Annotated in this window: 9 protein-coding genes, 1 tRNA gene and 1 other RNA gene; 6 read left to right on the forward strand and 5 right to left on the reverse strand. The window is 52.7% G+C overall.

The window, feature by feature from the left end; translation table 11 throughout:
• Positions 1–15: 15 nt before the first annotated feature.
• Entirely contained in the window at positions 16–1,182 is a 1,167-nt protein-coding gene (locus tag NW812_RS00325; RefSeq protein ID WP_414393048.1) for a 2OG-Fe(II) oxygenase, read from the reverse strand.
• A gap of 186 nt (positions 1,183–1,368) precedes the next feature.
• Complete coding sequence (locus NW812_RS00330) at positions 1,369–2,094, reverse strand: Uma2 family endonuclease (RefSeq protein WP_414393050.1); 726 nt, start codon at positions 2,092–2,094, stop codon at positions 1,369–1,371.
• A gap of 221 nt (positions 2,095–2,315) precedes the next feature.
• On the opposite strand from NW812_RS00330, the gene NW812_RS00335 reads away from it, so the two are divergent.
• From NW812_RS00335 to NW812_RS00345, 3 genes are all read left to right on the forward strand, one after another.
• Positions 2,316–4,415, forward strand: coding sequence for a glycosyltransferase (locus NW812_RS00335; protein ID WP_414393052.1), 2,100 nt, complete (start codon positions 2,316–2,318; stop codon positions 4,413–4,415).
• Entirely contained in the window at positions 4,378–7,113 is a 2,736-nt protein-coding gene (locus NW812_RS00340; protein ID WP_414393053.1) for a class I SAM-dependent methyltransferase, read from the forward strand. Before NW812_RS00335 ends, NW812_RS00340 begins: the two co-directional genes overlap by 38 nt.
• Before the next feature lie 470 nt (positions 7,114–7,583).
• Complete coding sequence (locus tag NW812_RS00345) at positions 7,584–9,755, forward strand: FkbM family methyltransferase (protein ID WP_414393055.1); 2,172 nt, start codon at positions 7,584–7,586, stop codon at positions 9,753–9,755.
• 29 nt (positions 9,756–9,784) lie between these two features.
• Here NW812_RS00345 and lpxD read toward each other — a convergent pair whose 3' ends face one another.
• The 3 genes from lpxD to ssrA all read right to left on the reverse strand — a co-directional run bounded on the left by lpxD (position 9,785) and on the right by ssrA (position 11,932).
• Positions 9,785–10,876 carry a UDP-3-O-(3-hydroxymyristoyl)glucosamine N-acyltransferase gene (gene lpxD / locus NW812_RS00350; protein WP_414393057.1) on the reverse strand — a complete coding sequence of 364 codons (1,092 nt, stop codon included), beginning with the start codon at positions 10,874–10,876 and terminating at the stop codon, positions 9,785–9,787.
• 15 nt (positions 10,877–10,891) lie between these two features.
• On the reverse strand, positions 10,892–11,410 hold the full coding sequence (locus NW812_RS00355) for a DUF4330 domain-containing protein (RefSeq protein WP_414393058.1): 519 nt from the start codon (positions 11,408–11,410) through the stop codon (positions 10,892–10,894).
• 126 nt (positions 11,411–11,536) lie between these two features.
• Positions 11,537–11,932, reverse strand: a transfer-messenger RNA (tmRNA) gene (ssrA, locus tag NW812_RS00360).
• A 100-nt stretch (positions 11,933–12,032) separates the two neighbouring features.
• Here ssrA and NW812_RS00365 point away from each other — a divergent pair.
• From NW812_RS00365 to NW812_RS00375, 3 genes are all read left to right on the forward strand, one after another.
• Positions 12,033–12,104 (forward strand) — tRNA-Lys (locus NW812_RS00365).
• Between the two features lie 68 nt (positions 12,105–12,172).
• Positions 12,173–13,192 carry an endonuclease domain-containing protein gene (locus NW812_RS00370; protein WP_414393059.1) on the forward strand — a complete coding sequence of 340 codons (1,020 nt, stop codon included), beginning with the start codon at positions 12,173–12,175 and terminating at the stop codon, positions 13,190–13,192.
• Between the two features lie 202 nt (positions 13,193–13,394).
• The gene (locus NW812_RS00375) at positions 13,395–13,910 is read left to right on the forward strand and encodes a hypothetical protein (RefSeq protein WP_414393061.1); all 516 of its coding nucleotides are present in this window, start codon (positions 13,395–13,397) and stop codon (positions 13,908–13,910) included.
• Positions 13,911–14,303 lie beyond the last annotated feature (393 nt).

A 14,303-nucleotide genomic window follows, 5' to 3' on the forward strand; every position in this document is an offset into this window, starting at 1 on the left:
TGGAGCTGCAAGCCTTTAGGTGTATTGCTCGGATCCTAGCCATGTGTTGATAGTGAAGCGGCTATCGGCAAAGGCTTGGCTAGGGCTGAACACTGGCAGGATCTCATGCAGACAGCTGCTGGAGAAAAAGACGATGCTGTTGTTGGTCGGGATCACCTCGTCATAGGTTCCGTACAGGATTGGTGGGTGTGGCTTCTGCCTCTGCGTGTCATAGATACGCAGCTCACCTCCTCGGTAGGGCTTTGGTTCTCTGTGAAAGTAATATACACAACTCACTTGTCGAAAAGCGGTTTGCGGGTAGGAGTTATCAGCATGCATGGTAAAGTAGCAACCATCATGGCTAGCAACCATCTCCATTTCAAAGATTTGAGTATCACAATCTTCAATACCAAGCTTAACAAAGATATCGGGAGCCACTGCCGCAATTTTTTCTCTCAGCAGGGATCCATACTCTTGAAAATAAGCATAATCCAGACGTAAGGATCGCCGAAACTTCAGTGACTCAGCTTCGGTGTTGTTTTGGCTATAGCTTCTGGAGGGGATAAACTTATCTTGGTGAGCGATGGCATGCTCTAGAATTGCTTGGTTGACTTCAGCAGGTAGGAAGTTATCTAGCTTAACGTACCTGCAGGGATAAAACCGCGCTGGCTCCGGTGGATCCGGCTGAGCAAAGGTGAGGAACAGTGGACTGGTAGATAGCAATAATCCAGGGGCAGTTGCTTGGATGTAAGCCAGGTCTCGTTCGCTTAAGCCTTTGCGCTGGGGATCCCAGCTTAGGAGATAGATACCTTGACCCAGATTGTGAAAAATCTTTTGCAGGTGAAAGCTGGGATCCACCCCCATCAAATCTAGGCTGGCTTGGGCTATGGCTCCGTAGTGGCAATGGTTGACCAAGTACAGGGCTGAGTCGGCCAAGTAATCCCGCAGTAGCAAAGACTGAAGCAGACAGGTACGGTAGTCCGTGAGTTCAGTCCAGAAACAAACGCCAATCTGGGTCTCTGGGAAACATTGACCGAGATCTGCCAAAAGGGCAGGGATGGGGCCTTCTAGGAGTAGAACCCGTTCTTCTAATCCCAACTGAGAAATTTGGGTTTGGATATCTTCTGTGCTGGTCAGCTTTTGGAATGAGTTCTGCAGAGGATCCCACAGGATTACTGCTAGTTTTTCAGTATAGCGAAGCATTACCTGCAAAATAGCTGCGGACTCTTCCCAGCCAATCTGACAGAAGATTTGTTGAGCAGGAAGACGAGCTAAGGCCCAATCCAATAGCTGGGTGAGGCTTCGGGCTTGCTCCAGTTCTGAGACAAGATCCTGCGCGAGGTCTTGGCAGAACATGGTGAGGGAATCCTTAGTCCTTAGACCCTTCCTCTAGTCTAGTGTACCCGGATCCACGCCCAGTTCCCGCAGCTGCTGGGCCAGGAGATCCGCTCGCCGTTCAGCCAGCTCAGCCCCTTGGTGTTCTTGCTCAGCCTCAGTGGGCACCAACTCTCCTGCTTCTGTAGCCCATCGAATCCACTTGGTCTGAATGTCTCGGAAGCTGCCCTGCCATTTCACCAAGTACAGCCCCAAAACCTCGCTCTTCAAGCGCCCCTCCGTATCCGGCTCAATTGGCACATAGTGGCTGCCTATCAGCCGAAAGCCAGCCCAATCCTCTGGCTCGAAGGGATCAAACCAAAAGTACTCCGGCACTCGGATAATCTGTTCGTAAAGCTGCTTTTTGCTGGTTTTGTCATCGTGGGCAGTGCTGGGGGAAAGAAGCTCAATCACCACGTCTGGGCCCTTCCCTTGCTCCCAAATCACCCAGCTTTTGCGCTCGCCCTTGGGTACTCCCAGCACCACGAAATAATCGGGCCCTCTGAAACTGCGGCTGCGGGCTTGCTCCAAGCTGTAGTAAAGAAACATGTTGCCGCCAACAAAACCATCAGAACGCGGCTGCAGCCAGGTTTGGGTAACGGAGATGAGCAAATCCGTCTGGCACTTGTGCCGCCAGCTTTCCATGGGCTCGCCGTCGTCGTAGGGAAGCTCGTCTTGGGTGGGGGGCAACTCGGGTAGATAAACTGGATGATTGGGCAGGTCAACTGCAGGGTTGCTCATGACTAACCTATGCTTGGCTTGTTGCCTTCTAGAGTAAAGGGATCCCTCACCAGTTGACCTAGCTTCTAGAACCAAGCTGAGGCGATTGGGGGCTAAGCTCTGCCTAGAGTCCAGCAAAGGAAAGCTGGACGAGGGTTTTGCCAGAGCCCCAGGGCGTGAAGTTGGCTTTATAGCCTAGAGCTGATAAGCTTCCATAGAAGCTGGCAGGGCTGAATGCCCAAGTGGGAGGTTGGGAGATTGAGGATATCAAAGCTGCAGCCCCACGTATTCTTCTCAGCTGGCCAGCTCCACCAGACTACATCCGCCCCCCCTTGCTCTCCCAGCGACAAGTTACTCTTTGCCCTAGAGCAAAAGGCTTTGGGCTGGGCTTCGTCGATCCCCTCGAAAGCCTAGTGGAGTGTCCAGGGGAAGATTATGACCTGTTTGACTTTGTGCAGCAATCTAAGCAGATTCCAGACAAGGGGTTTGACCTAGTTGTTGTTTGGACTTCGAGCTTCGACTCCAGCAATCCTCTTAATACCAAAAAGTTTGGCTGTCCAACTGTTTTACTGGCTGGAGACACCCACCACTGGAAATTCCCCATCAACCATCTGTTGACCTACTGGATCACCGAAGGCTTCGACTATGTAGCTACTGCCTACAACCGCCAGCATTTGCACTGGTTTGCTGCAGCGGGTGTGGAAAACCTGGCCTGGTTGCCTCTCATCTCCTTGCACACTGTCAGCCACGAGTGGGTGGAAACTCGAGAAAATCAAGTTGTCTTCATTGGACAGAAAGGATCCCGCCATCCTAGGCGCTCCCAGCTGGTTCAAGCCATAAAGAATGCAGATTTGCCCATCCTCATCAAAACAGCCAATCGCCAAGAGGCAGCCAAATGGTTTGCCCATTCTCTGATTTCCTTTAACTGCAGCCAAAATGGGGATCTGAACTTAAGGAACCTGGAAGTGATTTCTGCAGGGGGCTTTCTGCTTACTGACCAGCTCTCCTTCGCCTCAGGATTGGACGAACTTTTGGCGCCCGGCACCTACTGCGACACCTACAACTCCGAAGCTGAACTCCTGGAAAAAGTTCGCTACTACCTAGACCATCCCCAAGAAGCCATTCAAATTGCCCGCCGCGCTTACCACACCTTTGATGAAAAGTGGCATCCCCGCCACCGCATTCAGAACCTGCTGGACTGGGTGTTTGGGGGAGAGCTGCCGGAGCCCTTTCGTTACTCGCCCCGCTCTGATGTGCGCTACTTTGTCAGCACGGCCAGCTCTGCCTGGATAGACACACGACTAGGAATCTACGAGCCCATTCAAGAGCTGCATCGCGTGCAGGAGCGACTGAGGGTATTTGTTGGCCGAGGTTGTCCTGGGGTGATAGCCGCGGACTTGCTGGACCTGCCGCGGCTGGAGCTGTATGTGGAAGAGGGGTTTGGGGATCCCTGTGGTCTGCTGCAGCAGAAGGGAGTGCCCGAGCGAATTCACGAGGTGAGGGGGGAGCCAGCCAGTTGGCCTAGTTTTGATGCGGTGGTGTGCACAGCTGAGGACTTGCAGCGGCTGGGGCGGCCTTTGAGAACCAGCTTTGCTTTCATCCTGGGAGAAGACACCCAGCTCCTCTTTGCCAATGCGGGAAACATAACAGAAACTTTTCTCATTGACTTAGTCCAAGGCCGCAGCTCCGTTCCGTCAGCTTGGCTGTGGGGGTACGAAGGCGTCGAGTACGAAGGAACGGTGGCCAGACTTAGTCGAGTCTATCAGTCTGCTGTTTCTGTTCTTTCTGATGTCAGGGTTGTCGTGGATGTGAGAGCGGGGGTGGGCGTGGCCAGCGCTTGTTTCAGAACTCTTCACCCTGAGGCGGCTATTCACTGTTTCGAGGTGGATCCCCTAGCTCTACACCTGCTGCGGCAGAATATTCTCAGCTTGGGCAACTGCTTTGTGCATCCGGTGGGGCTAGCGGGGCAGAATAGCTGCAGAACTTGTCAGCTCTGGCCGGAGGATCCTCAGGCCGAGTGGGGAGTGGAGCAGCTGCTCCCTTTCCGGGAAGCCAGGGCAGCCCTCAAGGAGTTGGGTTTGGAGTCCATCGATGTGCTCAGGGTAGCTACGGGTGGGGATGAGGTGGAGGTGTTGACCAGCTTGCAAGAGCAGCTTGAAGATATCAAGGTCATCTATGTGGAGTTTTGCTCAGAACAAGACCGCAAACAGATTGATCAGATGTTGGACCCTACCCATCTCCTCTGGCAGGGAGAAGTTGTAGCAGGCCAAAGAGGAGTCCTTTGCTATCTAAGCAGGGCTTGCTTTGTCGACAACAATTCAAGCCTTGGAGAGGAGACTTAAGGTTATGAACTCAACCATTATCGTTACGGCTGCTGACAGCAAGTTTTTTGAATTGGTTCAGGGGACTATTCTCTCTATTCGAGAAAAGCCACAGGGCGACTCTGTAGATATTGGATTTTTTGATGTAGGGTGTACGCCAGAGCAGTTGCAATGGATAGGTCAGTACGTTGACTATATCGTAGAGCCAGATTGGAATTACAACGTTCCTGATGTCGATAAACAACCTAGGTACCTCAAAGCGCTGGTCTCTAGACCTTTTTTGCCTGAATATTTCCCAGGTTATGAAGTTTACATTTGGATTGATGCAGATGCTTGGGTGCAAGACTGGTCTGCGATTGATCTTCTTGTCTTAGGAGCAAAAAGAAAGAGCTTCTCAATAGTTCCAGAGTTAGTAGCTAAACATAAGAATAGACCCTGGATGCAAACTTGGATATCTTGGCACTACCACCTTTACTTCTACCACACGGAATTTGATCGTTTAGATATAGAGCCTCTGCTAAATGCTGGTGTGTTTTCTGGTGCCAGACAGTCTATTCATTGGTCAATATGGGGCAAAAGATTAGGTCAAGCTATTTCTAGGTGCCTTGATTTGTGGACAGACCAGTTTGCTCTAAACGTGGCTATTTATAGAGATATAGGTCTGGATAGAGTTGAACTTTTGCCATTAAATTGCAACTGGCTAGCCCATTATGAGATGCCCCAATGGGATTTGCAAAGGAAGATTTGGGTGCATCCTTTTCCACCTCACAATCCAGTAGGAATTATACATCTTACAGCCGACGTTAAGGTGAGACCAACTCATATTGCGCTTACAACTGAAGGTTTTAAGATTGAAGCTAGCTTGCGGTATTCAGGCATCATCTCCACTCCGGTCAAGAGATACGACTACGTATCGCCTAACCAGATTAGAATACATCTTGACCATAGCTTTCCTTCAATGATTGCGGCCGAGCCAAGCTCTCACCCCTGGCCTTATCTACGGAAAGAAGTTCCTCACCTTTGGCATACGGATCTACGTCAACCTACCATCGGCTTTGTTAGTCGGGACGAGGCTCATATTCTGTACAATACTGCCCTTAAGCTACAAGGAAAAAACGCCCTAGAGATCGGCTGTTGGCTAGGTTGGTCAACTGCGCACCTGGCGGCAGGAGGAGTTATTCTCGATGTGGTAGATCCTGCTCTGGCCGATCCCCAGATTTATGGAAGTGTGGATCAATCTCTTCGCTCGGCTGGAGTTCGCTCTAATGTCAATCTCTACCCTGGCTATAGCCCAGCAAAGGTAGAGGAGATCGCCAAGACAGAGAATCGCCGCTGGTCTCTGATTTTTATCGATGGAGACCACACCTCACCAGCCCCCTTGCAGGATGCTCAAGTGGCAGAGCGCTATGCTGCTGAGGATGTCTTGATTCTGTTTCATGATCTAGCCTCGCCGGATGTGGCTGAAGGTTTGAATTACTTGAGAGACAGGGGCTGGAACACGATGATTTACCAGACCATGCAAATTATGGGAGTGGCCTGGCGAGGCAATGTCAAGCCCGTTGAGCATATTCCAGACCCTGCTGTGAATTGGACATTGCCAGAGCACCTCAAGGACTATCCGGTCTGTAACCTTGAGTTGTCTAGGGTGCTAGAGAAAGTTAAATCTTTTACCTTGCTGGGCTTTGAGCGTCTTTGGAGCCTTTATTCACTGGCTAAGCAGGTTTGTGAAGAAGACATTCCTGGGAACTTTGTAGAATGTGGTGTTTGCAGGGGTGGAAGCTCAGCTTTGCTGGCCTGGGTGATTAAGAACTACAGCCGTCGACCTCGCAAGCTATATGCTTTCGATACCTTCTCAGGTATGCCTGATCCAACAGAGGTGGATCGAGATTATCGAGGAGTTGCTTCCAACGATACGGGTTTTGGATCCGGTGCTTTAGCGGCACCCATTTCGGAGAACTTAGAGGTGATCGCCAAGGAACTGGGAGTTTGGGATCTCATTGTCCCCGTGCCAGGGCTCTTTTCCGACACCTTGCCTGCCTATCGAGAGCAAGTGGGTGAGATTGCTCTGCTGCATGCAGATGCTGACTGGTATCAATCAACGATGGATATTTTTCATCATTTCTATGATCAGGTTCATTCCCAAGGATTCATCCAAATCGATGATTACGGACACTGGCAAGGATGTTGCAAAGCTGTTCATGACTTCGAGCAGGAAATCAGAGCCTTTTTTCAGCTCCATAGTGTCGATTACACAGGAGTTTGGCTGAGTCCTTCTGAGAACTGGCTAGTGGTTAGAGATGGCCTAACAGAAATCTCTAAATCAGAAAGGATCCGCCTGAGCAAGATCAACGTGGGCCTTTTCCCCTACTGGGAAATGGAGACAGAGCAGCTTATCCAAGAACTGGAGGGCTTGCTGGAGCCAATTCTGCGCAGTCCTCAGCCAGAAGACTATGCTCTGATCTTCCTAGGGGATCCGGATCCGCAACTGGCCAATCAAACTCTGGAGCTAGCTGCAGGCAACATAGCTCTCAGGCTCATGGAAGAGGGGTTAGAGCTCAGTAGAGAGCCGTTCTGTTCAGTGGTAGCTGGCTTGAACCCCTATCAATGGGAGAGACTTATTCCCCAACTCAACTATCGCTATCCCTTGAAGCGGGAGCGCTTTCCCAAGGGATTACGGCCTGCTATTCAAAAGCTACCTGTGTTGCTGTTGGCCTCCTAGGGATCCATCTGTTGTCTTGAGTTACTTGGCTGTCTACAGGGCGTCTGGATCTACCCCTAGCTCTTGTAGCTTCCGGGCCAGGCGCCCTGCCCGTTGTTCGGCCTGCTCAGCCCTTTGCCGCTCCAGTTCGGCCTCGGTGGGCACCAATTCCCCAGAAGCAGTGGCCCAGCAAACCCACGCGGCCTCAATGTCTGGAAACCTTCCTCCATCTCATTGTTGCCAGCAAAGCAGCTGGGGCGCTGCTGCGACCAGGCTTGGGTAACGCAGATGAGTGAGTCCATTTGGCACTTGCGCTGCCAGCTTTCCGCGAATGCACCGTCTAACTTGGTAGGTGTGTAGGTATAATCAGCACTTGGCTCCTGACTTTGTCATTATGGATGCACGTAGGGCAGGATAGTGCAAAACTAGCCCTCTTTGTAGCCTGGGCAGAAGCTACACTTTGTCAGCAGCACTGATTAGAAGGACGAGCCATGGAAAATTCCAACAAAGAGACTCTGCAACCGCGAGTTCTCCTGAGCTGGCCAATTCCGCCAGACTACGTCCCACCGCCGCAGTTTTCAGATCGGCAAGTAACTGTCTGTCCCAAAGAAAAAGTGGGGGGCTATGGACTAGGCTATGTCAACCGTCGTGAAGGCTTGGTGGAGTGTCCGGAAGGAGATTATGACCTCTATGACTTTGTCCAGCAGTCTGATCAGATTGTGGATAAAGAGTTTGACTTGGTGATTGTACGAGCTTCCAGCTGCGAATACAGCTACCCCCTCAACACGAAAAAATTTGGCTGTCCAACCGTCTTACTAGCCGGAACCACGCATCATTGCCACTTCCCCATCCAACATCTTTTGGCCTACTGGGCCGTTGAAGCCTTTGATTATGTTGTTACTGCTCACAACCGCCAGCACCTGCACTGGTTTGCCGCGGCGGGCGCGGAAAACCTGGCCTGGCTACCTCTCATCTCCATGCATACGGTTGTCCACAAGTGGGTAGAAGCAAGAGAAAGCCAAGTTGTCTTTATTGGCCATCAGGGATCCGGGCATCCCAGACGTTCCCGTCTGGTCGAAGCCATAAAGAGGGCACACTTGCCCATTCTTGCCAAAACTGCCAACCGTCAAGAGGCAGCCCGCCTATTTGCCGAATCGCTGATTTCGTTTAACTGCAGCATGAATGGGGATCTGAACCTTAGGAACCTGGAAGTGATTTCTGCGGGTGGCTTTTTGCTGACAGACAAGCTCTCCTTTGCATCCGGCTTTGATGAGTATCTGAGCCCCGGCTTATACTGCGACGTCTATAGTTCTGAGCTGGAGCTAGTTGAGAAAATCAAGTTTTACCTAGAAAATCCAGGGCTGGCTCTAGAGATAGCTAAAAGAGCTTATGAAAAGTTTCTTGTGGACTGGCATCCCAAGCATCGGATAGCCGATCTGATGAATTGGGTTTTCAAGGGAGAGCTACCCAACTTTTACGCAGCTAAGTCCGATCCCAGATTTTTCATTAGCACTGCCTACAGAGATCTTGTCAATACACGCCTTGCTATCTACGAACCTGTTCAGGAGTTACACCGTGTAGAGGAGCAACTTAAGGTACTGGTTAGCAAAGACTGCCCAGTAGCAGTTGTGGCAGATCTCCTGGATCTGCCGAGACTAGAAGTCTATGCTGAGGCCGGGTTCCCAGTGTCTGAGCTTCCCAAGGACGAGAGGGTCGTTTCCAGAGTACATGTCTGGGAGGAAGAGTCCAGCCACTTAGGTACTGCGACTTGGGATGTTCTGATTGCCAGATCCAACAGCCATCTTACTTCTCGACTCCTGCCCTACTCAAAATTTGTTTTTGTCCTTGATGAACAAAATCAATTGGTGTTCTCGAACGCAACAAAGTTAGCGAACATTGAAAGACTTTTCTTGAGCGCGACTAGAGCGGATGGATCTTCTTGGGCACTACATCTCAATTTTTATAGGGAGGAAGAAGACGCAGCGCTATTTGCGACTCTTACGACTGACGAAATCTTTAGTAAGCAGTCATATCCTTTTTTAAACTTCGTCGATGGCGTATCAATAATTGTTGATGTAGGAGCAAACATAGGCATCGCAAGCGCCTACTTTCGAATGCTTTATCCAAATGCTACTATTCTTTGCTTCGAGCCTGACCCTGTAGCTCTTCACTTGCTGAAGCTAAACAGCCTAGAGATAGGCGGCTGCACTGTATACCCTTTTGGGCTGTACAGTGATGATATCACCAAGACTTTCTACAGTAGTCTTGTAACGGCCTGTTGGAGTTCGATACACAAGAACCAACATGGTGACTTTCCAAGAGTTGTACAGCTTGTAAAGGCAAGCTCATTCCTAGGCTCATTTCTAAAGAGTGTTGGCGCTTGCAACATCGATATTCTCAAGATAGATACTGAAGGTAGTGAGACCCAAATATTAAAGGATTTGTTCGAAATTCTAGTCGACATTAAGATAATATACCTAGAGTTTCACTCTGAAGAAGATAGACGATTAATAGACCAGATCCTGTGCCCTACCCATGTTTTGTACAAGGGAAACATAGTTCACACACATAGAGGTACTCTTTGCTACTTGAGTAGAAGGTATATCCTTCATGACGTTTCAATAGAACCTCTTCGGTCAAAAGTTCTCCCAGTCAGTAGCTAAGGCCACTGGGGAAGTTGACAAAGGAGGTTCTAGCTAGAGCATGTAGTTTCAGGATCCACGCCCACTTCGAGCATTTTTGCGTTGGGGGCTCTATCCGTGCTGTTCTGCTCCAGCTTGGCCACACGAGCTTCCAGCTTGCGCAAGGTACGTTGCAGCTCAGGCAGATGCCGCTGGACGGCCATGCTCTTGCGCCATTCGGCAATAGGCTGATGGGGGTAGCCGGCCACGGTTTGACCAGCGGGGACGTCGCTGGTTACTCCTGTCTGGGCAGCCACGCGCACGCCATCGCCAATGTGCAGGTGCCCGGCCAGGCCGCATTGCCCAGCCAAGATGACGTGGTGGCCCAATTGGGTGCTGCCGGCAATGCCCACCTGAGCCACGATCAAGCAGTGGGATCCCGTCTTCACGCCGTGGCCAATCTGCACTAGGTTGTCAATCTTGGTGCCCCGGCCAATGCGGGTCTCGCCAACAGCGGCCCGGTCGATAGTGGTGTTGCTGCCCACCTCTACGCCGTCTTCCAGCACCACCCGGCCTGCCTGCAGCATGCGCCGCCAGGAGCCGTCGGGAAGAGGAATGTGGCCAAAGCCGTCGTCGCCGATGACCGCACCGCTGTGGATTAGGCAATCATCCCCAATCTCCGTGCGCTCGTGAATGACGCAGTTGGCGAAAAGCTGACAGCGGGATCCAATCCGCACGTGGGGGTAGATGGTTACATTGGGGTGGATTTGGGTGTAGTCGCCAATTTTCACCCCTTCCATCACCACTACATGCGGCCCAATGGCCACGCCCTCCCCCAACTCAACGCTGGGATCAATCACAGCGGTGGGATGGATCCCAACAGGCAAGCGATAGGGCTGGTAAAACAGCTCGATGGCCTGGGCAAAGAGCAGACGGGGATCCTTCCCTCGCAGGCAAGCAATGGGGCGGGGCAGAACCAGCGATTCCTCCACAATGACGGCGCTGGCTTGGGTCTGCTCCAGCAAGGGTAGGTAGCGGGCTTCACTGAGAAAACTCAGCTCTCCTGGGCGCGCCTCTGCTAGGCTAGCCACGCCGTGAATTTCTAGGGTGGGATCTCCCTCGTAGGGGCATCCCAATTTTTGGGCGATCTCCTGTAGCTGCATTGGGCTTGAGATCCTCTACGATTGCAGCAGCCGCACATCCATCACGGTTCCACGCAAGTTGTAGCTAAAGGTCTCGAGCTCCAGGGGAACGCCGACTTTGACGCGGTTGTTGCCTAGGACAATGCCATTTTCTGTCTGCTGGCCCCGTCCCCGCAAGGTAAACACCAGATCAAAGCGGTAGGGCTCTGGGTCAGGCAAGTTCTCAACCCGTCCATCGGGAAAAACCACCGGCACAGTGCGGCTGACGTTTTCCACCCGCACCACCTCCACCTGGCCGTAGGGTTGGTTGCGGATAATCAAGTCAGCCTTCTGACCTGCTTGAAAAGGTTCCAGGGATCGGCTGCTGACCCCCCGCACAATCATATCCACTTCCACCGGCAGCGTGGGGCCACCCCCCACCTGGACGACGCTGCCCACCTGCCGCCCGGGGAAAAACAGGACAGCCACAATTGCCGCCACTACAATGGCCAGCGCCCCCAGATCCAGAAGGCTGACCTTCCCCAGCAGACGCCCCCGTTCATCGATGAGCCGCATCGCCACCTCTTTTCCAACACCCTGCTTTATTGTAGGGTGCCCTACTACTAGGAAACACAGTCATCGGCCAAGTGCAGCCACCCGCGCGCTCACCGCTAGGTAACCAGTGGCAGCCAACTGACAAAGAAGTGGAGCTGACGGGAGTCGAACCCGTGTCCGAGATGGGTACTGGGGGTTCACTCCTTCACAGGCTTAGCCTTTCTGACCCTCGAGGCAGGGATCGCCGTTTAGATCCCGGCGATGGGAGTTCTCCGCCTAAGCTTAGGCTCTCCCTCGACGGAGCCGGAGAAGAGAGCTGCACCCGTTGGGGTTGTGACCCGCCCACTTAACGGGGTCGTGGGAGGATCCTCGAGCTCAGACTTCTCTTACTGAGCCTTAGGCAGCCAGAGCAGCTGCTTTACGAGCAAAAGGTACGACGTTGTTCGCACCTACTTTGTTGAGCCTAGTGGTAACGGGATAAGCTCAAGCCCGACCTGCATCATGAACCCTTGTTCGCCACCCCGTCGAAACCGTTACAGCCCCGGGGTTAGCTTACATCCAGACTAGCAAAACTCTCGGGGATCCGGCTAGAGTCTTTGCGAATGTGACAAAAGTCCTGCTATCATAACGAAAGTGTAAACTCGGGTCGGTAGCTCAGCGGTAGAGCACTCGGCTTTTAACCGATTGGCCCAGGGTTCGAATCCCTGCCGACCCAGCTTGCGATACCCTCTCCCCCCGGCCTGGCCTAGGCTAGGATTCCAGGAGGCAGGTGGGAGAGGCGAGGTGGCCGTTCTTTCGTGGCAAGACCTAGGCAAAGAGGGGGAGGTCAAGCTATTACTGGCGCCGTGCGTGGAGGAAGCGCTAGCGAGCCTGGCGGAGGAGGCTGAAACTCGAGAGACGGTCTTTGTCTCCAAGCTTTGGCACCGAATTCCTGCGCAGGATGCCATCCTCGATGAGTGTCTGCAAGTGCTGGCGAGGGTAGCCCTATCCCTCTGGCCTTATTGGTATGGGGAAAAGTTTGAGCCGGGCACAACGGCAGAGGTTCAAGCTCACAATCGTCTCCGCGCCCAAGAGCTACCAGCAAAACAGGATCCCACCATTGCCAACGCCTGGCTCAGGGCGGCCATGCACTTGTGCCAACAGCAACGCCTGCCTCTGCTGCCAGGGATCCAGCGGGCGATCCAGGTGCAGCAACTGGCCAAGGCCATTGCCCCTCGCGAGCTGACCTTGGCTTTGGCAACCGACGAGACAGAGCCGGCGCCCAGCTACTTACTCGGCTTGGCCAAGGCAGCTATCTGGTTGGCTGACCACAGTCAGGCACGGCTGGTGCTGGTGGTGCCGAGCGCTTTGACCGATCACCCCGAATTGGCCTCCGTGAGCTACGGTGCCATTCGACTGCAGCTTCCTGAGAGGCTAAAGGAGTTCGACAGCTCGGTACAGGTGGTGGTGGGTTGCAAGGGATCCCCTCACCCCTTCAGTCCCGCCGAGAGAAAGCTGGCCGACCGGGTGGCAGCAGATGCACAGTTAAAGAATTTGCTGGAATTCAACCAAACTGTACAGAGTGTTAACGGACGCGCTTTCCGAGCGGATCTGCTTTGGCGGGAGGGTAAGGTGGTGGTGGAAGTGGATGGGCCAGAGCACCGCGAGCCAAACCACTACTACCAGGATCGCCTGCGGGACTACGAGTTGCTCATCTCCGGCTACTTGGTGTTGCGGATTCCCAATGAGCTGGTGATGTCCGACTGCGAGCGGGCGGTGGAGATGATCCGCAAGGTGGTTCAATTGCAACAGAGCCGGCTTTGAGGCAGGGCTGGAGGTTGGGGAAATGAGCGATTTGTTGCCCAAAAGCGAAATCTTGCTCTGGAAGCTCCTGCTAACAGGGGAAGAACCGACCAAGTCGCAAGTGAAGCCAAAGCATAGGGCCAAAGAGCTCAAGCTGTTGGAGGAAAAGGGCCTCATTGAATGCAAGACTGTAGTCGAAAAGGGAAGGAGGATAACCCGGCTTGTGCTGACTGACAAGGCCTGGGACTGGGCTTCTACCACACCTCCAACAGCCATCGCCCGCTCCAAGTCGCCAGAGGCAGCAGTTGTTTTGCAAAAGGCGTTGGCAACCCTAGTGGATTACGCACAGCGGGAGAACGTTCCCTTGGCGCGGATTCTAGGCCTACGGCCGAGTAGCGCGAACAGACCCTCTCTCGGTGGAGCAGCCCCTGTTCCTACTGGGCAAACGCAGCCCTGGGAAGTTAGCGAAGGGGAGGTTGATCCTAACTTCCTCGAGAAGGTCTTTCGCACCTGCGAGGAGATGGGAGGGCGCTACTACCTAGTCTACTTATCCGACTTGCGCAAAAGATTTCCCGATGTTCCCTCCTGGCTATTGGATCAGGCGCTCCTGACTTTGAACCGCCAAGCCAAGATAGTGCTGATGAACCTGGACGATCCTCTGTCCATTACTCCTGAAATCGAAGCCGCCGCTATTGACCTGTACGGCTACAAAAAGCACGTTCTTCGTGTTAGGAACTAGCCATGACTTCCAAGGAAAGTACCTCTTTCTCAATCAACCAACAAAAAGCTCTAGAAGCCCTCAAGGAGGTTGATTTTGATTGGACAGTTCATCTTAGAAAAATCTGGCAACCTCCGGATTTTGACGTTCCTGAGCTTAACCGGGATGTCAGGGAGAAGCTATTCAGCCGGCTGGAGAAGTTAATCCAATCTCCCCAGATGGAGACACCCTTTGGAATCCCTGTGCTTGGCAATGGTGGCTCTGGCAAAACCCACCTTCTCAGGGTCTTAAGACAGCGCTGCTTTGAAAAAGGGGTGGGATTTGTCCTAGTGGACATGACCGATGTGAAAGACTTTTGGGAAACCGTAATCCAGGGCTACCTCACCTCTCTGCTTCAGGAAGAGCCTGATGGCA

The organism is Synechococcus sp. O70.2 (assembly GCF_047462135.1).
Taxonomy (GTDB): domain Bacteria; phylum Cyanobacteriota; class Cyanobacteriia; order Thermostichales; family Thermostichaceae; genus Thermostichus.

What these genes read in the sequence shown, in the direction of transcription:
- NW812_RS00325 (WP_414393048.1), bottom strand. Translation starts at nt 1,182, where the DNA reads ATGCTTCGCTATACTGAAAAACTAGCAGTAATCCTGTGGGATCCTCTG.
- NW812_RS00330 (WP_414393050.1), bottom strand. Translation starts at nt 2,094, where the DNA reads ATGAGCAACCCTGCAGTTGACCTGCCCAATCATCCAGTTTATCTACCC.
- NW812_RS00345 (WP_414393055.1), top strand. Translation starts at nt 7,584, where the DNA reads ATGGAAAATTCCAACAAAGAGACTCTGCAACCGCGAGTTCTCCTGAGC.
- lpxD (WP_414393057.1), bottom strand. Translation starts at nt 10,876, where the DNA reads ATGCAGCTACAGGAGATCGCCCAAAAATTGGGATGCCCCTACGAGGGA.
- NW812_RS00355 (WP_414393058.1), bottom strand. Translation starts at nt 11,410, where the DNA reads ATGCGGCTCATCGATGAACGGGGGCGTCTGCTGGGGAAGGTCAGCCTT.